15 protein-coding genes and 2 pseudogenes are annotated in these 20,360 nt (G+C 73.6%); 10 read left to right on the top strand and 7 right to left on the bottom strand.

All coding sequences use genetic code 11. The features are described from left to right. Positions 1-19: 19 nt before the first annotated feature. A complete protein-coding gene (locus tag ACH4FX_RS10235) occupies positions 20-673 on the bottom strand; it encodes a response regulator (protein ID WP_398477123.1) in 654 nt (217 codons plus the stop codon). A gap of 533 nt (positions 674-1,206) precedes the next feature. Here ACH4FX_RS10235 and ACH4FX_RS10230 point away from each other — a divergent pair. After that, entirely contained in the window at positions 1,207-2,250 is a 1,044-nt protein-coding gene (locus ACH4FX_RS10230) for a M64 family metallopeptidase (protein ID WP_398477121.1), read from the top strand. On the opposite strand, the gene ACH4FX_RS10225 is transcribed toward ACH4FX_RS10230, so the two are convergent. Beyond that, a complete protein-coding gene (locus tag ACH4FX_RS10225; RefSeq protein WP_398477120.1) occupies positions 2,192-3,307 on the bottom strand; it encodes a hypothetical protein in 1,116 nt (371 codons plus the stop codon). The genes ACH4FX_RS10230 and ACH4FX_RS10225 overlap by 59 nt on opposite strands. A gap of 323 nt (positions 3,308-3,630) precedes the next feature. Between ACH4FX_RS10225 and ACH4FX_RS10220 the strand changes: the two genes are divergently transcribed. The 3 genes from ACH4FX_RS10220 to ACH4FX_RS10210 are packed head-to-tail and all read left to right on the top strand — an operon-like array spanning position 3,631 to position 8,596. Further along, positions 3,631-5,004: a serine/threonine-protein kinase gene (locus tag ACH4FX_RS10220; protein ID WP_398477118.1), complete on the top strand. Its 1,374-nt coding sequence runs from the start codon at positions 3,631-3,633 to the stop codon at positions 5,002-5,004. Between the two features lie 54 nt (positions 5,005-5,058). Then, complete coding sequence (locus ACH4FX_RS10215) at positions 5,059-6,711, top strand: succinic semialdehyde dehydrogenase (protein WP_398477116.1); 1,653 nt, start codon at positions 5,059-5,061, stop codon at positions 6,709-6,711. Between the two features lie 52 nt (positions 6,712-6,763). Next, positions 6,764-8,596, top strand: a complete 1,833-nt coding sequence (locus tag ACH4FX_RS10210; protein ID WP_398477114.1) for a GMC family oxidoreductase N-terminal domain-containing protein — start codon at positions 6,764-6,766, stop codon at positions 8,594-8,596. 55 nt (positions 8,597-8,651) lie between these two features. Here the strand turns inward: ACH4FX_RS10210 and ACH4FX_RS10205 are convergent, their stop codons facing one another. Both ACH4FX_RS10205 and ACH4FX_RS10200 read right to left on the bottom strand, forming a co-directional pair. Next, positions 8,652-9,713 carry an LPXTG cell wall anchor domain-containing protein gene (locus ACH4FX_RS10205; protein WP_398477112.1) on the bottom strand — a complete coding sequence of 354 codons (1,062 nt, stop codon included), beginning with the start codon at positions 9,711-9,713 and terminating at the stop codon, positions 8,652-8,654. Positions 9,714-10,370: 657 nt separating this feature from the next. Next, entirely contained in the window at positions 10,371-10,712 is a 342-nt protein-coding gene (locus ACH4FX_RS10200; protein ID WP_398477110.1) for a chorismate mutase, read from the bottom strand. Between the two features lie 273 nt (positions 10,713-10,985). On the opposite strand from ACH4FX_RS10200, the gene guaA reads away from it, so the two are divergent. From guaA to ACH4FX_RS10170, 6 genes are all read left to right on the top strand, one after another. Continuing rightward, positions 10,986-12,572, top strand: coding sequence for a glutamine-hydrolyzing GMP synthase (gene guaA / locus ACH4FX_RS10195; RefSeq protein ID WP_398477108.1), 1,587 nt, complete (start codon positions 10,986-10,988; stop codon positions 12,570-12,572). A gap of 110 nt (positions 12,573-12,682) precedes the next feature. Further along, positions 12,683-13,279, top strand: coding sequence for a Uma2 family endonuclease (locus ACH4FX_RS10190; protein WP_398477106.1), 597 nt, complete (start codon positions 12,683-12,685; stop codon positions 13,277-13,279). A 41-nt stretch (positions 13,280-13,320) separates the two neighbouring features. Beyond that, the gene (locus ACH4FX_RS10185) at positions 13,321-14,301 is read left to right on the top strand and encodes a 2-hydroxy-3-oxopropionate reductase (protein WP_398477104.1); all 981 of its coding nucleotides are present in this window, start codon (positions 13,321-13,323) and stop codon (positions 14,299-14,301) included. Between the two features lie 90 nt (positions 14,302-14,391). Next, positions 14,392-15,186: a class II aldolase/adducin family protein gene (locus ACH4FX_RS10180; RefSeq protein ID WP_398477102.1), complete on the top strand. Its 795-nt coding sequence runs from the start codon at positions 14,392-14,394 to the stop codon at positions 15,184-15,186. A 132-nt stretch (positions 15,187-15,318) separates the two neighbouring features. After that, positions 15,319-16,698: a hypothetical protein gene (locus tag ACH4FX_RS10175; RefSeq protein ID WP_398477690.1), complete on the top strand. Its 1,380-nt coding sequence runs from the start codon at positions 15,319-15,321 to the stop codon at positions 16,696-16,698. Positions 16,699-16,876: 178 nt separating this feature from the next. Then, on the top strand, positions 16,877-17,419 hold the full coding sequence (locus ACH4FX_RS10170) for a DoxX family protein (protein ID WP_398477100.1): 543 nt from the start codon (positions 16,877-16,879) through the stop codon (positions 17,417-17,419). 115 nt (positions 17,420-17,534) lie between these two features. Here ACH4FX_RS10170 and ACH4FX_RS10165 read toward each other — a convergent pair whose 3' ends face one another. The 3 genes and pseudogenes from ACH4FX_RS10165 to ACH4FX_RS10155 all read right to left on the bottom strand — a co-directional run bounded on the left by ACH4FX_RS10165 (position 17,535) and on the right by ACH4FX_RS10155 (position 20,287). Next, on the bottom strand, positions 17,535-17,753 hold the full coding sequence (locus ACH4FX_RS10165) for a hypothetical protein (protein ID WP_398477098.1): 219 nt from the start codon (positions 17,751-17,753) through the stop codon (positions 17,535-17,537). Continuing rightward, positions 17,750-19,123: pseudogene (locus ACH4FX_RS10160) on the bottom strand (PspC domain-containing protein); the annotation flags it as partial. The pseudogene ACH4FX_RS10160 and the gene ACH4FX_RS10165, both read right to left, overlap by 4 nt. Positions 19,124-19,310: 187 nt before the next feature. Beyond that, positions 19,311-20,287 (bottom strand): annotated as a pseudogene (locus ACH4FX_RS10155) (helix-turn-helix transcriptional regulator). Positions 20,288-20,360 lie beyond the last annotated feature (73 nt).

Genomic DNA, 20,360 nt, shown 5'->3' with positions numbered 1-20,360 from the left:
GGCAGGCCGCCGGACGCCGTCACCGCGGCCCGCCCGAGACCAGCCCCGCACGGTCCGCGAGGATCGCCGCCTGGACGCGGTTGAGCCCGCCCAGCTTGCCCAGCAGCGCCCGTACGTGGTCCTTGACCGTGCTCGGCGCCAGCCCCATCCGCTCGGCGATCCGCGCGTTGCCCAGGCCCTCGCCCAGCAGGGCCAGCACCTCGGACTCGCGCGGGGTCAGCGCCCGTACGGCGCGGACCGCCGCGGCCTGGTCCTCGGCGGTGAGATAGCCGCCGATCACGGCCCGGGTGACGCCCGGGTCCAGCACGCTGCCGCCCCCGGCCAGCGTGCGTACGGCCCGCACGAGTTGCTCGGGGTCGGAGTCCTTGAGCAGGAACCCGGCCGCGCCCTCGCGCAGCGCCGCGGTCAGGTACTCCTGCGCGTCGAACGTGGTCAGCATGGCCACCGCGGGAGGTTCGGGGGCGGCGCGCAGCCGGCGCAGCACGGTCAGCCCGTCCACGTCCGGCATCCGGATGTCGAGCAGGACGACGTCCGCCGCGTTGTCCAGCACCGCGTCCACGGCCTCGGCGCCGCCGCAGTCCGCGACCAGCTCGATGTCCGGGGCGGTGCCCAGGATCATCCGCAGCCCGGATCTGACCAGCCGCTCGTCGTCCACCACCGCGACACGGATCACCGGCCGCCCCTTCCTGGTTCGGGTCCTCGGGCCTGCCCGCCGCCGCCGTGCCACCCCCGCCGGACGGCGGGGGTCGGTGCACGACCTGCGGAGGATGCCGTGAGGTGGCGCCCGCGGGCAGAGTGCCTTTCATGCTGCACCACCGAGGGGGCCACAAGCCGACCACAGCGGCGCAGCTCACAGTGACGGCCGCCGCGACCCCCACACGCGGCGGCCGTCGCCCGTACCGCCGCGGACCCGCGTCCGGGCCCGCGAACGGGCCGGGAACACGCGCCTCCGGAACAACTTCGTCCCCGCCCGTTGCCTCCCGTCACCGCCGCCTCTAGGTTGTGCGCGGTCCGCCGCGCGCCGGTCCGTACGGCGTTCCGCGGTCCACCACCCCCCTCGGAGCACGGCCCTTCGGGGCACGGCCCGGCATCGGTTTCGGAGGCTTCCTCGTGCACAGACCCCGCCGTTCCCCCATACCGTCCGACGCTCCCGAACCCTCCGGCATACGGGCCCGAATACGGACGCGCGGCCGTACCCGGCTGCGCATGACCGCCGCGGCGGCCGGCCTCGCGCTCGCCACCGGTCTCGCCGCCACCGCCCCCACGGCCTCCGCCGCGCCGACGGCCCCCGGCGCCTCCGCGCCCCCGCCCGCGGCCTCCCGCACCCAGCAGGTCGAGTACTTCACCCCGGAGGGCCACCCCCGGCACACCACCGTCCCGGTCGCCACTCCGGAGCGCCTGGTCCGCGGCCACCGCGCCCGCTCCGCCACCGAACTGGCCGCCGACGGCGACGTGACAGCGGTCGTCCGCAACGGCCCCACCGCAAAGAAGGTCGACGTCGTCATCATCGGCGACGGCTACACCCTCGCCCAGCAGAAGGACTTCCACGCCGACGCCAAGGCGAAGTGGGCGCAGATCTCCGCCGTCGAGCCGTACGCCTCGAACCGCAAGCTGTTCAACGTCTGGACGGTGGACGCCGTCTCCAACCAGTCCGGCGTCTCCGGCGACCCGGGCAAGGACGTCGTCCGGGACACCGCGCTGGACTCGCACTTCTGGTGCGACGCCATCGAGCGCCTGCTGTGCGTGGACACCGGCAAGGTCGAGTCGTACGCCGGCAAGGCGCCGGACGCCGACCTCGTCATCGTGCTCGCCAACTCCCGCAAGTACGGCGGCGCGGGCTACAACGACATCACCTCGCCCGTCGGCTACGACGGCATCGCCACCGCCTCCTCCGACCACCCCGACTCCGCCCAGGTGGCGGTCCACGAGACCGGGCACTCCCTCGGCAAGCTGGCGGACGAGTACGTGTACGACACCAACGGCACGTACACGGGCCCGGAACCGGCCGCGCCCAACATCACCAGGATGACCGCAGCGGAGATGAAGGCCAAGAAGGCGAAGTGGTACCGCTATCTGGGACAGCAGTCGCCGGACGGCGGCAAGGTCGGCGCCTTCGAGGGCGGCGGCTACTACCCGCGCGGCCTCTACCGGCCCACCGCCGACTCGATCATGCGCACGCTGGGCCGGGAGTTCAACCTGCCCGGCCGTCAGGCCATGATCGACGGTTTCCACCGGCACACGGGCCGCTGAGCCGCGTCTCGTAGGACCCGTACGCACTGAACGACCGGCCGGTCGCCAGGACCACCACCGAGGTCGTGGCGGCCAGCTCGTACGCCGTCATCACCAGCGACAGCGTGCTCTCACCGGTGACGAACGGGCCGCCGAAGAAGCCGGTGACGGTCAGCAGCACCACCGTCCGCACGGTCAGGTACAGCTCCACGGCGGCGAACACCAGGAGCGCGCCGCGCACGTCCCGGTTGCTGCGGACCGCGAGCACCCCCAGCACCAGCAGGACCACCACCGACGACAGCGTGGTGAACTCGGTGGAGTGGGACAGCTGTACGGAGCTGCCGGTCGAGCCGTCCACCGCGCTGCGCAGGTACGCGGCCACGTCGATGGGCTCCTGGAACATGATCCAGACCGTCCAGGCGAGCCGCAGCGCGGCCATCACCAGGAACAGCACCCCGCAGATACGGGAGAGGCGGCGGCGCCACCAGGAGTCGGCGTCGGCGCATGACCGTTTTGGCACGGCGGGCGGCAGGCCGTCGCGCGCCCCGCCGCGCGCGGCCTCCGCGCCCCCGGCCGCGCCCGCCCGCTCCACGGCGGGCAGCAGCACCACGACCACGACCAGCGCGGCCACCAGCCCCAGGGCCCGGGTTGTCAGCACCCAGCCGCCGAGCGGCTCGGTGGCGTACACCTGCCGGTACCCGGCGTGGCACAGACCGACGATCTCCCGCCCGGACTGGGCCAGGATCACCCAGCCGAGCAGCAGCGCGCCCGTACGCGCCACCCGCCGCAGCGCCAACGCCCCGGCCGCGACCGCCAGCAGCGCGACGACCAGCGCCCATTCGCCCGGCCCGAGCGTCCACATGAAGAAGGAGGCGCGCGGGTTGAAGAGCCCCTCGAAGAAGTCCCATACGCCGCCGTCGCCCTGGACGATCCCGTAGACCGTCCAGGCGGTCAGCGCGCCGCCGTACACGGCGAGGGCGGCCCCCGCCGTGCGGTACGCGCGCGCATGCCCGGCCGCCGCCCGGCCGGGGTCGGGGCCGGGCCGGACGTCCGCCGCACCGCCGTCCTGCATCACCATGTCCGACCCCCGATCCGCCGCGCCGTGCATCACCCACGCCGGCCGTGTGCCGCCGGCTGCCCACTGCTCACTACCCGGTTACCGCTGCATGTGCTGCTGCCGCCTCACTGTGCCAAGGACGGCGACGGAGGCGGCGGAGGTTCCCTCCCGTGTGTCGTGGGGCACTGTCCGTACAGAGGCCCGCCGCGTCGCGCCGGGCCCTCCACCCCTCTGCCCACAGGCGCGCGCCGCAATCGTGCGCAGCCGCCCCGTGTACCCCGCGTGCACCGCACGTTGCCACCGGCACCGGCTCCGGACCACGGCCGTTGGGGCAAGATGACCCCATGGGAGGCTGTCGGGACGAGGGCCGGCTGCTCGCCGGCCGCTACCGCCTGGGCGAACGGCTCGGCCGCGGCGGCATGGGAACGGTCTGGCGCGCCACCGACGAACTGCTCAGGCGTCAGGTCGCGGTGAAGGTCCTGCACTTGGACGACGGCCCGGACGGCCCGGAAGGCAGTGGCACCGGCGCCGGGGCCCAGCGGGAGCGGGCGATGCGCGAGGCCCGGACCGTCGCCCGGATCAAGCACCCGAACGTGATCGTCCTGCATGACATCGTCGAGCAGGACGGCCGGGCCTGGATCGTCATGGAACTGGTCGACGGCCGGTCCCTCGACGACCGGCTGACCGGCGGCGGACCGCTCGCACCCCGCGAAGCGGCCCGCATCGGCCTCGCCCTGCTGGGCGCGCTGCGCGCCTCGCACACCCTCGGCGTCCTGCACCGCGACATCAAACCCGCCAACGTCCTGCTGGAAGAAGGCACCGGCCGGGTCGTCCTCACCGACTTCGGCGTGGCCAAGGTCCCCGGCAGTACGACGCTGACCGAGGCCGGCGGCTTCGTCGGCTCGCCCGAGTACACCGCGCCCGAGCGGATGGCGGGCCGGCACGCCGGGCCGGCCGCGGACCTGTGGTCGGTCGGTGTCCTGCTGTGCGCGGCGCTCAGCGGGCAGTCGCCGTTCCGCCGTGACTCGCTCGGCGGGGTGCTGAACGCGGTGGTGCACGACGAGATCGAACTGCCCGAACCGGCCCGCCCCCTCCTGGCCGTCGTCCGCGGCCTTCTGGAACGCGACCCGGGCCGGCGCCTCGACATCACCGTCACCGAACGCCTGCTGCGCGGCTACCTCCAGTCGGGCCGCGTCCCCGAGACACCACCGCCCCCGTCGTCCGCCTCCGGGCGGCCGGTGCCCGCACCCGAACCGGGCCGCACCCACGGTGTCCCGATACCGGACGCGCTGGCGGACCGCGCGCTGGCCGCCGCGGCCCGCCCGCGCACCGGCCGCGCGCGCACCGCGCTCGTCGCGGGCCTGGCCGTGTGCCTGCTGGCGGGCGCGGGCCTGGGGATCGCGGCGCTGATCCTCAAGGGCGGGGACACGGACGGGAAGAACGGCGATCCCGGGAGCACGCGTTCCGGCCCGTCGCAGGAACGTTCGGGCTCTTCTCGTACGTCCAGTCCCTCGTCTCGGCCGACCGCACCCACCGCACCCACCTCAGCCACCACATCCCCCTCGTCCTCCCCACCGCGCCTTTCACCCGACGGCGGCCCGCACCGCACCCGCCAGGCACTCCCCAGGGCGGTCTCCCAGAACGGATCCCCAGAACAACTCCCCAGGACAACCCCCTTGCGGCCAGCAAACACTGGCGCGTTTGTGCCCACCGCGTGAAAACTCATTACCGGTGGGTACCCAAAGCGTCCGGCGCCGCATACGCTCGCCCGCATGACGGACTCGCAGGACACCGGTATACGCCCCTCCGCCACCGGCGACGCCCCGCAGGACGCACCGGCCGACGGCAACCCCGTCGTCCGCGCCGTCGCCGGTACCCGTACCGCCGCCGACGTGGTCACCCCGCACCTGGTCGCCCGTCTCACCCGCGGGGTGACCGGCAGCGGCCGGACCGCCGGCCACACGCCCTTCACCGGCGAGAAGCTGGCGGACCTGCCCGAGTCCACCCCGGAGGACGTCGCGACCGCCTTCGAGCGGGCCCGCGCCGCCCAGCGCGCCTGGGCCGAGGTCCCGGTACGGCAGCGCGCGGCCGTCCTGCTGCGCTTCCACGACCTGGTCCTGCGCCGCCAGGACGAGGTGCTGGACCTGATCCAGCTGGAGACCGGCAAGGCCCGGCTGCACGCCCACGAGGAGGTCCAGGCCGTCGCCGTCGCCGCCCGCCACTACGGGCGCAAGGCCCCCGCCTACCTGCGGCCCCGGCGCCACACCGGCGTCGTGCCGGCCCTCACCAAGGTCACCGAGCTGCGCCACCCGCGCGGCGTCATAGGGCAGATCGCCCCCTGGAACTACCCCTTCGAGCTGTCCGTCGGTGACGCGCTGCCCGCCTTCGCCGCCGGCAACGCCGTCGTGATGAAGCCCGACACGGAGACCGCGCTGACCGCCCTGTGGGCCCGCGAACAGCTCATCGAGGCCGGGCTGCCGCCGGAGGTCTGGCAGGTCGTCCTCGGCGACGGACCGGTCGTCGGCCCGGAGGTCGTCGAGCACGCCGACTACGTGTCCTTCACCGGCTCCACGCGCACCGGCCGCGAGGTCGCCCAGGGCGCCGCCGCCCGCCTGGTCGGCGTCTCCCTCGAACTCGGCGGCAAGAACGCCATGCTCGTGCTGCGCGACGCCGACGTGGACAAGGCCGCGGCCGGCGCGGTGCGCGGCTGCTTCTCCTCCGCCGGCCAGCTGTGCATCTCCATAGAGCGGCTGTACGTCCACGAGTCCGTGGCCGACGCCTTCCTCGAACGCTTCGCCGCCCGTACGAAGGCCCTGCGCCTGGGCAACGCCCTGGCCTACGGCGCCGACATGGGCTCGCTGGTCGGCGAGCGGCAGCTGGAAACCGTCCAACGGCACGTGGACGAGGCGGTCGCCAAGGGCGCCCGGCTCGTCACCGGCGGCCGCGCCCGCCCCGACATCGGCCCGCTTTTCTACGAGCCCACCATCCTCGACGGCGTCGAGCCCCCGATGGCCGTGTGCGAGGAGGAGACCTTCGGCCCGGTCGTCTCGGTCTACCGCTTCCGCGACGAGGAGGAGGCCATCGCCCGCGCCAACGCCACGCCGTACGGCCTGAACTCCAGCGTCTGGACCAGGGACGGGCGCCGCGGCCGGGCCGTCGCCGCGCGGCTGCGCACCGGCACGGTCAACGTCAACGAGGCGTACGCCGCGGGGTACGGCAGCGTCCAGTCCCCGATGGGCGGCATGGGCGACTCCGGCCTCGGCCGCCGGCACGGCTCGGAGGGCATCCTGAAGTACACCGAGGCGCAGACCGTCGCCCACCAGCGCCTGATGCCGCTGGCCCCGTCGTTCGGCATGGACGACGAGCGGTACGCGGCGTTCATGACCCGCAGTCTGCGCGCGATGAAGGCGTTCCGCCTCCGCTGAGACACCGGCCGGACCCGGGCCGCCGGGCCCGCCGAGATTCGAGGGAGTGCCAGTGCCCCAGGACAACCATGCCCAGAACCGGTCCGTGCCGGCCGGGGACGGCTACGACTACGACGTACTCGTCATCGGCTCCGGCTTCGGCGGCTCCGTCGCCGCGCTCCGCCTGACCGAGAAGGGCTACCGCGTCGGCGTCCTGGAGGCCGGGCGCCGCTTCACCCGCGCCACCCTGCCCAAGAACTCCTGGGACCTGAGGAACTACCTCTGGGCGCCCGCCCTCGGCTGCTACGGCATCCAGCGCGTGCACCTGCTCGGCAACGTCATGGTCCTGGCCGGTGCCGGGGTCGGCGGCGGCTCGCTCAACTACGCCAACACCCTCTACATACCGCCGAAACCGTTCTTCGAGGACCGCCAGTGGGGGCACATCACCGACTGGCAGGACGAGCTGAAGCCGTACTACGACCAGGCGCAGCGCATGCTCGGTGTCCGCCTGAACCCGACCATGACCCCCTCGGACGTCCACCTGAAGGCCGCCGCCGAGAAGATGGGCGTCGGCGACACCTTCCACCTGGCACCGGTCGGCGTCTTCTTCGGGGACGGCGAGGACACCGACGGTACGGCGAAGGCGGCGCCCGGCACCGAGGTCCCCGACCCGTACTTCGGCGGCGCCGGACCCGCCCGCCGGGCCTGCACCGAATGCGGCGAGTGCATGACCGGCTGCCGGCACGGCGCCAAGAACACCCTCACCGAGAACTACCTCCACCTCGCCGAGCGGGCGGGCGCCGTCGTCCACCCGATGACGTCCGTCGTCACCGTCACCGAGGACTCCCGCGGCGGCTTCGCGGTCGGCACGCTGCCCACCGACGACCGGCGCAAGGGCCGGGGCCGCACCTTCACCGCCCGGCGGGTGGTCGTCGCCGCCGGTACGTACGGCACCCAGACCCTGCTGCACAAGATGAAGGACAGCGGCCTGCTGCCGCACATCTCGGCCCGGCTCGGCGAGCTGACCCGCACCAACTCCGAGGCCCTGGTCGGCGCGCAGACCGACGACCGGCGCTACCGCAAGGCCCACGGCGTGCCGAGGGCCGACTTCACCCGCGGCGTCGCCATCACCTCGTCCGTGCACCCGAACGCCGACACCCACATCGAGCCGGTGCGGTACGGCAAGGGCTCCAACGCGATGGGCAGCCTGTCCATCCTCCAGGTCCCGATCGCCACCCGGGCGCCCCGGGCCCTCGCCTGGGCGGCCAACTGCACCCGCCACCCGCTCCTGCTGCTGCGCTCGCTGTCCAACCGCCGCTGGTCGGAGCGGACCATCATCGGCCTGGTCATGCAGTCCCTGGACAACTCGCTGACCACGTACCGCAAGCCGGGCGGCCTGGGAAAGGGCCTGCTCACCGCGCGCCAGGGCCACGGCGCGCCCAACCCGCAGCAGATACCGGAGGCCACCGAGGCGGCCACGCTGCTCGCCCAGGAGATCAACGGCTTCGCGGGCAGCAACATCGGCGAACTGATGGGCACCCCGCTGACCGCGCACTTCCTGGGCGGCTGCCCGATCGGCGCGGACGCGGACCACGGAGTGATCGACCCGTACCACCGCCTGTACGGCCACCCCGGCATCTCGGTCGTGGACGGCTCGGCGGTCTCCGCCAACCTCGGCGTCAACCCGTCGCTGACCATCACCGCCCAGGCCGAACGCGCCATGTCCTTCTGGCCGAACAAGGGGGAGGCGGACCCCCGCCCCGCGCCCGGCCGCCCGTACCGGCGGCTGTCCGCGGTGGCGCCGCGGCACCCGGCCGTTCCCGGGTCCGCGTTCGCGGCGCTGCGGCTGCCCCTGCTGCCGGTACCGGCCGTACCGCCGAAGGCCGTGACCTCGACGGACAGCTGACCGTGGACCGTACGGGCCGCACCGCTGCCGGTGCGGCCCGTACCGTTCTCGCCGCTCAGCCCGCGTCGGCGCCCTTGCGGCGGCGTACGGCGAACACCGCGCCCGCGCCGACGGCGACCGCCGCCCCGCCCGCCAGCGCCAGCGTCGGCAGCCCGGACGACGCGCCGGTCTCGGCCAGCTTGCCGGTGACCGGCAGCTGCACCTGCTGCTTCGTACCGCCCTGCGGTGCCGGCCGGTGGGGCCGCTGGCCGGGCTTGCCCTGGGCGTCCGGTACGCGCGGGCCCGGCTTCCCGCTGCCCGCGGGGAGGATGGCGAAGTCGTAGTCCATGGCCTTCGAGTAGCCGCACTCGTGGTTCGCGTTCACGTACCAGCCCACGCTGACCGCGCCGCCGTAACTGGCGGGCGTCGTCGCGTCGGCCTTCAGCCGCAGCCGGGCCTCCGCGTACTCGCCGGGGGCCAGGCCGTCGCGGCCACCGAGGGAGGCGAAGAACCCGTCGTTCTCCTCGGCCCCGGGCACCCGCTTCCACGCACCCGTCCTGGCGTCGAACCACTGGAGGGTCAGGTGGTCCGACACGTCGTCGGTGGTCGGGATCTTCAGCGCGGAGACCAGCGCGAAGGCGTCCACGGACTTGATGTGTCCACGGGAGGTGTTGGTGGCGCGGAAGGTGAAGTCCACCCAGCCGGAACCGGCCACGATCTTGCTGGGCAGGCCGCGGAGTTCGGTGCGGACCGCCCGTTCGCTGGAGTAGTCGGAGCACTCCGGTTCGTCGGAGGGCGTGGGCGTGGCGGTCGGCGTGCCCGTCCCGGTCTTCCCGGCGGGCGGCGTCTTCTCGGCCGCCGGGGCCGGTACGGCGCCCTTGCCGCCTTCGGCCTGCGGCGGCGGGCTGCTCTGACCGGGCCTCGGAAGGGGCGGGAGCGGGCTGCTCTCGCCGGGCGTCGGGGAGTGCGTGGGCGGGTTCGTGCCGTTCGTCGGCGTGCCGGTGGGCGCGCCGCTCGCACTGGCCGCCGGGGTCCGGTCCGGCGTTTCGGCGGCGTACGCGGCGGGGGCCGCCAGCAGGGCGGCGGGGGCCAGGGCGGCCGTCGCGGTGACGGCGGCCAGGACGTGGCGGAACTGCATCGTGAAGACCTCTCGGGACCGAAGTGCCGGACTGGCGGCACGCGTTCGTGACAGGCCGTCGCGGTGGGGCGCGGGATGGCCGGGCGATCGCAGATACTGACCGGCCATGGCGGGAAAAGGTTGCACCATGCGCCGCGCCGAAGTCGCACCGGTCACCGCGGGCCACGGAAGTGGCGCCGCCACCGGGCTGCGGAACATGACGAAGGGCCCCGGGCGCCGTCCGCGCGGGGGTGCGGGCGGCTGCGGGGCCCTCGGCTGCCGGCGCCGGCGTCAGGGCAGCGCCGTCACCCGCTCTGTGCACGCTGATGGACTCTTCGAGCATGGTGCTCGGCACGCCACCACGGGCGTGGCCGACGCGACCGGATGCGGTCGGCCCCAGGCGTCCCCGGGACCGACCGCCCCATCGGATGTGACCGGGCTGCTGTCCCCTGCTGACCGGTCACAACACCGCAGCGAGGTCCCACGACGCGGACCGCTCCAAGTCGGCCGGCGTCTCATCGCTCCGGCGGATCCGCCCACGGGCGGCGTCTACGCGTAGTCCTGCAGACCGCACCTGGCTGGCGTGGCACCCGGAACAACGAAGCCCGGCGGCGGCCGGTCACGGCGCCGTACGGGTGAGTCGCCCGCACGGCTCCCGGACCCGGCCGCGGCCCGCCCTCAGATCCGGCCGCGGCACAGCTCCAGCAGGGTCATCGCCAGCGCGGTGCCGGGCCGGCCGAGCTGCCCCCGGTAGTGCTCCAGGATCTGCATCTCACGGGAGAGGTTCACCCGGCGTCCGCCGGAGCCGATGCGCTCGCGCTGGATGACGGCCGAGACCGCCATGCGTTCCTGTACGAGGCCGATGATCCGGCCGTCGAGATCGTCGATCCGCGCCCGGGCGTCGGTGATCACACCGGCCGCCGCCTCGGTGCGGGCGCCCGTGTCGGGTGGCACGGCGCCCGTCGTGGTGGCCGTCACAGGGGTGCTCGCCGGGTCGGTCACTGCCTGGATACCGCTCATGTCCGTCACTCCTACGGATCATGACCCCGCAGCCGCCGTCCGTACCGTTCCGGCCCCGCCGCCCCCGCATACAACAGAGCGCCCCGGGCCTTGTCGGCCCGGGGCGCCTGGGAAGTCGCTCGTCAGTTGATCAAGCAGCACGACCATGGCAGCCGGACGGGCCGGTGCCATAGGTAAAGACGAAGGTCAGCTGCTTGTACATGGCGCCCAGTATGAGCCCGTTAGAATCGAAAGTCCAACCCCTTGCACCACCACCGCCGGAAGGCCGCCGAAGTGCCATCAGCGTCACCTGCTGCCGCCCCCGACGTCGTCCTGGTAGTCGACTTCGGCGCGCAGTACGCCCAGCTCATCGCCCGCCGCGTACGTGAAGCCCGGGTCTACAGCGAGATCGTCCCGTCCACCATGCCGGTGGCCGAAATGCTCGCCAAGAACCCCAAGGCGATCATCCTCTCCGGCGGCCCGTCGTCGGTCTACGCCGAGAACGCGCCCAGCCTGGACCGCTCCCTGTTCGAGTCCGGCGTCCCGGTCTTCGGCATGTGCTACGGCTTCCAGCTCATGGCCACCACCCTCGGCGGCACGGTCGACAACACCGGCGCCCGCGAGTACGGCCGTACCGGCCTGCACGTCTCCCGGACCGGCTCGACGCTCTTCGAGGGCACCCCGGCCGAGCAGCCCGTGTGGATGTCGCACGGCGACGCCTGCTCCGCCGCGCCCGAGGGCTTCACCGTGACCGCGTCCACCGACATGGTCCCGGTCGCCGCCTTCGAGAACGACGAGAAGAAGCTGTACGGCGTCCAGTACCACCCCGAGGTGATGCACTCGACGTACGGCCAGCAGGTCCTGGAGCACTTCCTGTACCGCGGCGCGGGCATCGAGCCCGTCTGGACGACGAGCAACGTCGTCGAGGACCAGATCGCGGCCATCCGCGAGCAGGTCGGCAGCGCGCGGGCGATCTGCGGCCTGTCCGGCGGCGTGGACTCGGCGGTCGCCGCCGCCCTCGTCCAGAAGGCCATCGGCGACCAGCTGACCTGCGTGTACGTCGACCACGGCCTGATGCGCAAGGGCGAGACCGAGCAGGTCGAGAAGGACTTCGTGGCCGCCACCGGCGTCCAGCTGAAGGTCGTGGACGCCTCCGAGCGCTTCCTGAAGGCGCTGGCCGGCGTCTCCGACCCGGAGGAGAAGCGGAAGATCATCGGCCGCGAGTTCATCCGGGTCTTCGAGCAGGCCCAGGCGGAGATCGTCGCCGAGTCCGGCGCGGCGGGCGAGCCCGTGAAGTTCCTGGTCCAGGGCACGCTCTACCCGGACATCGTGGAGTCCGGCGGCGGCACCGGCACCGCGAACATCAAGTCCCACCACAACGTCGGCGGCCTCCCCGAGGACCTGGAGTTCGAGCTCATCGAGCCGCTGCGCCAGCTCTTCAAGGACGAGGTCCGCCGGGTCGGCACCGAGCTGGGCCTGCCGGACGAGATCGTCCAGCGCCAGCCCTTCCCCGGCCCCGGCCTGGGCATCCGCATCGTCGGCGAGGTCACCCAGGAGCGCCTGGACCTGCTGCGCGAGGCCGACGCGATCGCCCGCGAGGAGCTGTCCGCGGCCGGTCTGGACCGCGAGATCTGGCAGTGCCCGGTGGTCCTGCTCGCGGACGTCCGCTCCGTCGGCGTCCAGGGCGACGGCCGCTCCTACGGCCACCCGGTCGTGCTGCGCCCGGTCTCCTCCGAGGACGCGATGACCGCGGACTGGACCCGCATGCCGTACGACGTCCTGGCCCGCATCTCCACCCGCATCACCAACGAGGTCGCCGAGGTCAACCGCGTCGTCCTCGACGTCACCAGCAAGCCCCCGGGCACCATCGAGTGGGAGTGACCCCCTCGTAGGTCCCCCCAGGTCAACGCCGCAGCCGTCGCTCATCAGTTTGAGCGGCGGCTGCGGCGTTGTGGGTGGGTACGCTGGCCGTACGGCCCAGAATCCCGTCCATGGGAGGACTTATGACCCCTGAGATCGCGCACCACTGGCCCGTGCCCCCGCTGGACGGTTACACCGTGGACGACCTGCTGACCCTGCCCGACCTCCCGCCGCACACGGAGTTGCTCGACGGGAGTCTGGTTTTTGTGAGTCCGCAGAGGGATTTTCACAGCGTCGTGATCGATCTGCTGATGAGTGGGCTGCGCCGCACTGCGCCGCCCGAGTTGAAGGTGCGGCGCGAGATGACTGTGGTCATCGACAAGCGCAACGGTCCGGAGCCGGACATCTCGGTGGTGCGGGCCACGGCGGTGCGCAGCCGGACGCAGTCGTACTTCCAGGTACGGGACGTGCTGCTCGCCGTCGAAGTGGTGTCCCCGGAGTCCGAGGCCCGGGACCACGACACCAAGCCGCACAAGTACGCCAACGCGGGTATCCCGTATTTCTGGCGGGTCGAAATGGCCGGCGCTGACGATCATCCGGTGGTGCACGCCTTCGAGCTGGACCTTGAGACCCGCGCCTACCGTCCCGTCGACACCTTCCGGGAGCAGGTGAAGCTTGGTGCGCCCTTCGATATCGACATCGACCTCACCGCGGTCGAAACCCTGTGAGCGTTGACGTGGGCCGGTGAGGCTCCCATGATGAGTTCCGTATGGCGGTGACGAGAGTCCGTCATGCGGAACTCGAAGGGGAGCCTCACGCAATGAGCACGATCGGTTTCATCGGCCTCGGCATCATGGGCAGCCCGATGGCGGTCAACCTCGCCGCGGCCGGGCATGCGGTGACCGGCTGGAACCGCAGTCCCGGGCGGGCGGAGGCGCTGGTGGCGGCCGGCGGTACGGAGGCGGCGACGATCGCCGAGGCGGTGCGCGACGCCGATGTCGTCATCACCATGGTTCCGGCGTCACCGCAGGTCGAGGCCGTCGCGTACGGGCCCGACGGCATCCTGGAGAACGTCCGCCCGGGCACCTTGCTGATCGACATGTCCTCGATCACCCCGCAGACCTCCGTCGAGCTGGCCGCCGCCGCGGCCGAGAAGGGCGTCCGGGTGCTGGACGCCCCCGTCTCCGGCGGCGAGGCGGGCGCCGTCGAGGGCGTGCTGTCGATCATGGTGGGCGGGGAGCAGGCGGACTTCGACGCCGCCCGGCCGGTCTTCGAGGCGCTCGGTACGACCGTCGTGCGCTGCGGACCGCACGGCGCCGGCCAGACCGTCAAGGCCGCCAACCAGCTGATCGTCGCCGTCAACCTCCAGGCGTGCGCCGAGGCCGTCGTCTTCCTGGAGAAGTCCGGGGTCGATCTCACCGCCGCCCTGGACGTCCTGAACGGCGGGCTGGCCGGTTCGACCGTACTGACCCGTAAGAAGGACAACTTCCTCGCCCAGGACTTCGAGCCGGGCTTCAAGCTGGAGTTGCACCACAAGGACATGGGCATCGTCACCGACGCCGCCCGCGCGGTCGGCGCCACGATCCCGGTCGGCGCCACCGCGGCCCAGCTGGTCGCCTCGGCGGTGGCCCGCGGCGACGGCGGGCTGGACCACTCGGCCCTGCTGCGCGGCGTGCAGCGGCTGAGTGGGTACGGACCCGGGGAAGGCGACGGTGCCGCACCTCTGGTCACGCCCACTACCGACAGGTAGCTTCCGGGGCGGGCCGTTGTGCAAGGCCGCCCCACACGGCCGTCGCGCAACGCCGTCACAGCAAGGCCGCCGCGCAGGGAGGAAGCCGCCATGTCCGAGTCCACGCCGCCCGCTCCGGTGCCCGCCGATCAGCTGCACTTCGCGCTGCCGCCGCGGCACGCGACCGTCGAGGAGGAGCGGCGGTACCGCAAGGAGCGTCTCGCGGCGGCGCTGCGGCTGTTCGGGCGGTTCGGGTTCGAAGAGGGGGTGGCGGGGCACATCACCGCCCGGGACCCGGAGTTCACCGACTGCTTCTGGGTGAATCCGTTCGGGATGTCGTTCAAGCACGTCACGGTCGGCGACCTGATCCTCGTCAATCAGGAGGGGAAGGTCGTCGAGGGGCGCCACCACGTCAACCAGGCGGCGTTCGCCATCCACGCGCAGGTGCACCGCGCCCGGCCGGACGTGGTCGCCGCCGCGCACAGCCATTCCGTGTACGGCCGCGCCCTCTCCGCCCTCGGCGAGCTGCTCGACCCGATCACTCAGGACGTCTGTGCCTTCTACGAGGATCACGCCCTCTTCGACGACTACACGGGGGTGGTCGTGGACGAGGAGGAAGGGCGGCGGATCGCGGTCGCGCTGGGGCCGCACAAGGCCGTGATCCTGCGCAACCACGGCCTGTTGACGGTCGGCGACTCGGTGGACGCCGCGGCCTGGTGGTTCATCACGATGGAGCGCTCCTGCCAGGTGCAGCTGACCGCGCGGGCCGCCGGCAAGCCCGTGCTGATCGACCACGAGAACGCCGTGCACACGCGGGAGCAGCTGGGCAACGACCTGGTCGCGTGGATCAACTACCAGCCGCTGTACCAGCAGATCGCGCGCAGCGAACCGGAGTTGTTCGACTGATACCCGGCCGCCCCGGACGGACGGCGTCAACACGGCGGACCGGCCGTCACCGCCCGTAACGCTTGCCGCCCGGCTCTCCGCCCTCGCCGCGTACGGCACAATTCCCTCTCAGTACGGTGAAGTTGACGACGACTGGTGGGTCGGGGCGGAGCGGACGTGTCGGTGGAGACGGCGGGCGGGGCGGCGGGGGCGTCCGGAACGCCCGGAGGGGGATCGCGGTCCGGAGGGGCCGAAGGGTTCCGGGCGACGGGAGGGCCGGGCGCCGGGGAGCCCGGGGGCAGCGGTGAGTGCACGTGCGGGAGGTGTCCGCGCGGCGCGCGCGAGGGGCATCGCCGGGCGGTCGCCGCGTTCGTGGCGCTGCGCGAGGAGTACGCCGCCGGCCGGGGCGTCCCGTCCGCGCTCGCGCACTCGGCGGGAGCGGCCCGGCAGTGGGTCTCGGACGAACTGGCCCTGTCGGCGCGTACGGTCGCCGAGCGCGCCGTCGCCGAAGGCACGGCCTGGCTGGACTCCGTGTGGCGGCGCACGCTGCTGGTGATGTGGGGCGGCCTCGGTGTGCTCGTCCTGGTCCAGGCCCTGACCGCGATCGGCACCGGCTGGACGGTGCAGCGTACGGCGGGGCTGGCCGCGGCGGCGCTCCTGGCGGTCGCGCTGACGGGCGCGGCCTGGCGGCACCGTGCCCGCGGCGGCCTGCTGGCCCCGCTGATCGGCGAGGACAACCGCCTCTCGACCTCCCGGACGGTGGCCGCGGGCTGGCTGCTGCTGGTGGCGTACGCGGTCCTCGTGCAGGCCGTCCAGCTGGCCGTGGTGACGGACGCGGACGACCGTGGCGCACTCGTGGACGGGCTCGAACTCCCGCACGGCGCGGGGCTGCTGACCGTACTGGCGGTCACCTGCGCGGTGGCGGTCCTTGTCCGCCGCGTCGTCGTCGTACGCATCCAGGGGCGCCGCCTCCAGAAGGTGCGCGCGGAACGGCCGCGCGCGGGCGACCTGCTCACGGACGACGCGGGGCGCGCGAGCCTCACCGACACCCAGTACCTGCTGCTGAACGTGGCGGCCGTGTCCTTCGCCCTGGTCCGGCTGGCCCGCGACCCGTCCCGGCTGCCGGACCTGCCGTGGGCGTTCGGCGTCATCGTGGTCATCGGGGCGCTCATGTACCTGGCCGGCAAGTACGCGGAGGGCGGCCGTCCGGTCGTGCTGTCCGTCGTACGGGCCCGCGAGCCCGGCGACCTGGCCGCGCCGATCCGTACCGGCGACGACATCGAGATCCGCGGCACCGGTTTCGTGCCGCCGGGCGCGCAGGACCCGGACCTGCTGGCCCGCACGGTCGTACGGATCGGCGCGGTGCACGTGCACGTACCGCTGGTGCCCGTCGCCGGCGGCTTCGGGAATCCGACGGACGGCGTGCTGACCGTGCCGGTGCCGGTGGACGTGGAGCCGGGCCGGGTGGAGGTCCGGGTCGTCACGGCGGCGGGCGTGGAGACGAACAGCTACCCGATCGACGTCCAGGATTGACCGGGGGCGGCCTGCCCACCCTGGTCGGTCCGGTCCGGTGCGGCCCGGGCCCGCGGGCCGGGCTGAACATCGCGTACGCCGGGCTGAACATCGCGTACGAAGGCGCCCGTATCCCTTGTGGAACACGTGGGCGCGGGCACAATCGTCTGCGTCCGGCGGTGACGGAGAGGCGGATGCCATGGCTCACGCGGATCGTGCGGTCGGGGCCGGCCTGGGCGGGCCGGGGGCGGGCCGGGGCGGCGGGCCGCGCGGCGCGATGGCGCGCCACGCGCTGCTGCCGCTGCGCATCTTCCTCGGCGTCACCTTCGTCTACGCGGGCCTGGACAAGCTGACCGATCCGGCGTTCTTCGCGGCGAGCGGTACGGGGTCGGTCGGCGAACTGATGCGGCAGGTACGCGGCACCTCGGCCGTGCCGCAGCTGGTGGACCTGGCGCTCAAGAACCCGGCGGGCTTCGGTTACGCCATCGCGGCCGGGGAGCTGGCGGTCGGCATCGGCACGCTCGCCGGACTGTTCGCGCGGGTCGCCGCGCTCGGCGGCGCGCTGATCTCGCTGAGCCTGTGGCTCACCGTGAGCTGGTCGGCCGAGCCGTACTACTACGGCAACGACCTGGCGTACCTGATGGCGTGGCTGCCGCTGGTGCTGGCCGGGGCGCCGGTGCTGTCCCTCGACGCGGTACTGGCGGCGCGGCGCAGTCGGCAGGGGATGCAGCTGTTCGGGTGAGGTGAGGAGCGAGCCGAGGGGGGAAGGTGAGGTGAGGAGCGAGCCGAGGGGGAAGGTGAGGTGAGCGGTACGTGGGGCCGGGCGCGCGGTGCTGCGGGCCCGTACGCGCAGCCCCTCAGTCCCGCGTGGCGGACGACGCCGCACGGTGCCGCCGGACCACACTCCAGACGGCCGCCGTGGCGCCGGACAGGCACAGACCCGCCGGCACGGCCAGTACCGGCAGCGCGCCCGGCAGGTCCACCACTCCGGCCGCCTCGCACACGTAGGCGCCGCCCACGCCGAGCGCGGTCAGGCCGGTGATGAGCCGGGCGGGCTCGAACTCGTGACGCTTCACTGCTGCTCTCCCGGGGATGTGGCGGCGGAGGACGGCGAGGGCGGTGACGGCGTGGACGACGGCGACGGGGTGGCCGCCGTCGGCGCGGCCCGCTCGACCGACACCTGGCCCGCGCCCACCTTGAGGTCCAGGTCCAGGATGCCGCGCGGCTGCTCGCCCGCCTTCAGGCCGGTGGCGGGCAGGGTGACGGTCTGGTTCTGGCCGGCCGCGAGGTGGAAGTCCTCGGACGTCTCGCCCGGCAGCCGTACGTCGCCCAGGCCCACGTCGATGGTCAGCCGCGCCGTGACGCCGTCGGGCACGGTCACCTGGAGCTGTCCGGCGCCGACCGAGGCCTCGGTCCGTACCGTCTGGCCGTTCTTGAACGGGATGTTGGTCAGGTCCAGTTCCCCGCGCCCGGCCCCGATGTCGTAACTCGTCTGTACGGAGGCGGCGTCCATCGGCACCCACACCCGGTTGTGCCAGTCGGTGGCGACGTTCGGGGGCAGCACCGCGACGCCCGCCAGCAGCAGGGACGTCAGGATCACCAGGAACACCGTGCCGCCGCCGGTCCGCCCGAACCAGGCGCTGACGACCAGCCCGAGGCCGAAGACGACCAGCGCGGCGGCGAGGCCGGCGATGAGGACGGCGGACAGCCGGTGGTCCTCCGCCATCGCGCCGCCCGCTGCCAGGGCCGCGACCACCGCCAGCAGGAACGTCCAGCCGCCGATCGGCCGGCCCGTCCGCCGGCGCCGGGCGGGCGCGGCGGTACCCGGCGAGCCAGGGCCGGCCCACGCGGTCGCGCCGGAGCCCCGGCCCGCCGCCCCGGCCGTTCCGTGCGCGCCGTACGCCTGCCCGTACCCGTACGGGGTGTCGTCGGGGCCCCACAGATATCCCCCGCCGGCCGTCCCTTCCTTGGAGAGCGGGTCCCGCCACCAGGACGGGCCGTTGCGGGTGGGGGGCGCCATCGTCTCGGGCGGCGCGTCCGCGACCGTCTTGGCGGTCGCCGGGTCCGCGGCCCCCGGCCCGTCCGTCCCGGCCGTACGGCGCTGCCGCGACCAGTACGCCGAACCGCCCACCGCCAGCGCGAGCATGACGGTGAAGGTCAGCAGGCCGCGGTTGGCGAGGGAGGTCAGGAAGATGCCGCAGCCGACCAGCGCGAACAGCAGCGCGGTCAGCGCCGTGCCCTCGACCCGGCCGGACAGCAGCCGGCGCCCCTCGTTCTCGTCCTCGCCGTCCTGCGGGATCAGCAGCCAGGCGAAGCCGTAGACGATCAGGCCGATGCCGCCGGAGGCCGCCAGGACGGCCAGCACGATCCGGAAGATCACCGGGTCCAGGTCCCAGCGCCGTCCCAGGCCCCCGCACACCCCGGCGATCACCTTGTGCCGCCGGCTGCGGCGCAGCTGGGGCTGCGGCGCCTGGCGGGCGGTCGCGTCGGGGTCCGGCGGGACGCCCGCGGGGCCGGACGCGCCCCCGGCGGGGCCCGGCGTCTCGTCGGCGGGGGCAGCATCGTTCATGCGCCCATGGTGGCAAGCGGCGCGGGCGGGCGGCATCCGTGGGAACCCTGGTTGGTCCCTGAGATCAGGCCGGTGGGCCCTGGTCCCGGCACGCGCGGGGGCCGGACGTGCCGCCCGCCGCCTCCGCGTACCGCCGGGCCAGCCGCGCAACGCGTCCTTCAGCTCGGCCGGACCGACGACCTCGACGGCGGCGTCGAACCGGCCGATGTCCGCGGCCAGTGCGGGCCACGACCACGAGCCCAGGACCAGCTGGCAGCGGTCCGGCCCCAGCTCCTCCACGACCCCGTCGCGGGAGTACCGGGACACGGCGGCGGCCGGCAGCCCGAGGATCACCTCGCCCCGGCAGGGCCGGCCGCCCGTGCCGTCGGAGCCCCGGAACCGGCTCGCGACGAAGGCGGCGACCTTTCCGCCGGGCAGCTCGCGCGGGGTGAAGCGGGGACCCGTGGGGGTACGCGGCGGGGCGGCGGGGCCGTGCCGGTAGCCGGAGTCGCCCGTACTGGAAGCGGAGCCGTCCGTACCGACAGCGGAGTCGCCCGTACCGGCCACGGGAACGTAGTCGAAGCGCAGCACCTCGCGGGCGTGCACCGCGGCGCTGAGTGCCATCAGCACACCGCTGTCCACCTGCGGCTGCGGTCGGTTCGTGGGTCGCTCGACGGCAGTGACCTGGAGGGTGTCGATCCGGTGGCGCAGCCGTGCGGGCATGACCTGACGGACGGTGTGCAACGCGCGCGCCGCGGCGTCCTCGACACCGACACCGGTGGTGGTGGCGTTCCGGAGGGCGACCGCGAGGGCGACGGCCTGCTCGTCGTCGAACAGCAGCGGGGGCAGCTCCGACCCGGCATCGAGCCGGTAACCGCCGTCGGGGCCCTTGGCCGACGCGATGGGGTAGCCGAGTTCGTGCAGGCGGTCGACGTCCCGGCGTACGGTCCGCGAGCTGATGCCCAGCCGCTCGGCCGGCAGCGCCCCCGGCCAGTCCCGGCGCGCCTGGAGCAGCGAGAGCAGGGCCGGCAGCCGCGCTGATGTTTTCTGCATGGCGCCCATGCTGCCCGGGATAGCGGACACAACCTGTCCGCTGCTTCCGGCAATCTTGGGTCCGCAGCCCCGGCCACGAGCA

The organism is Streptomyces sp. NPDC018019, assembly GCF_044327805.1.
GTDB lineage: Bacteria > Actinomycetota > Actinomycetes > Streptomycetales > Streptomycetaceae > Streptomyces.
The sequence above is the reverse complement of the archived record's forward strand: the minus strand, read 5'-3'. Positions and strand labels throughout refer to the sequence as shown.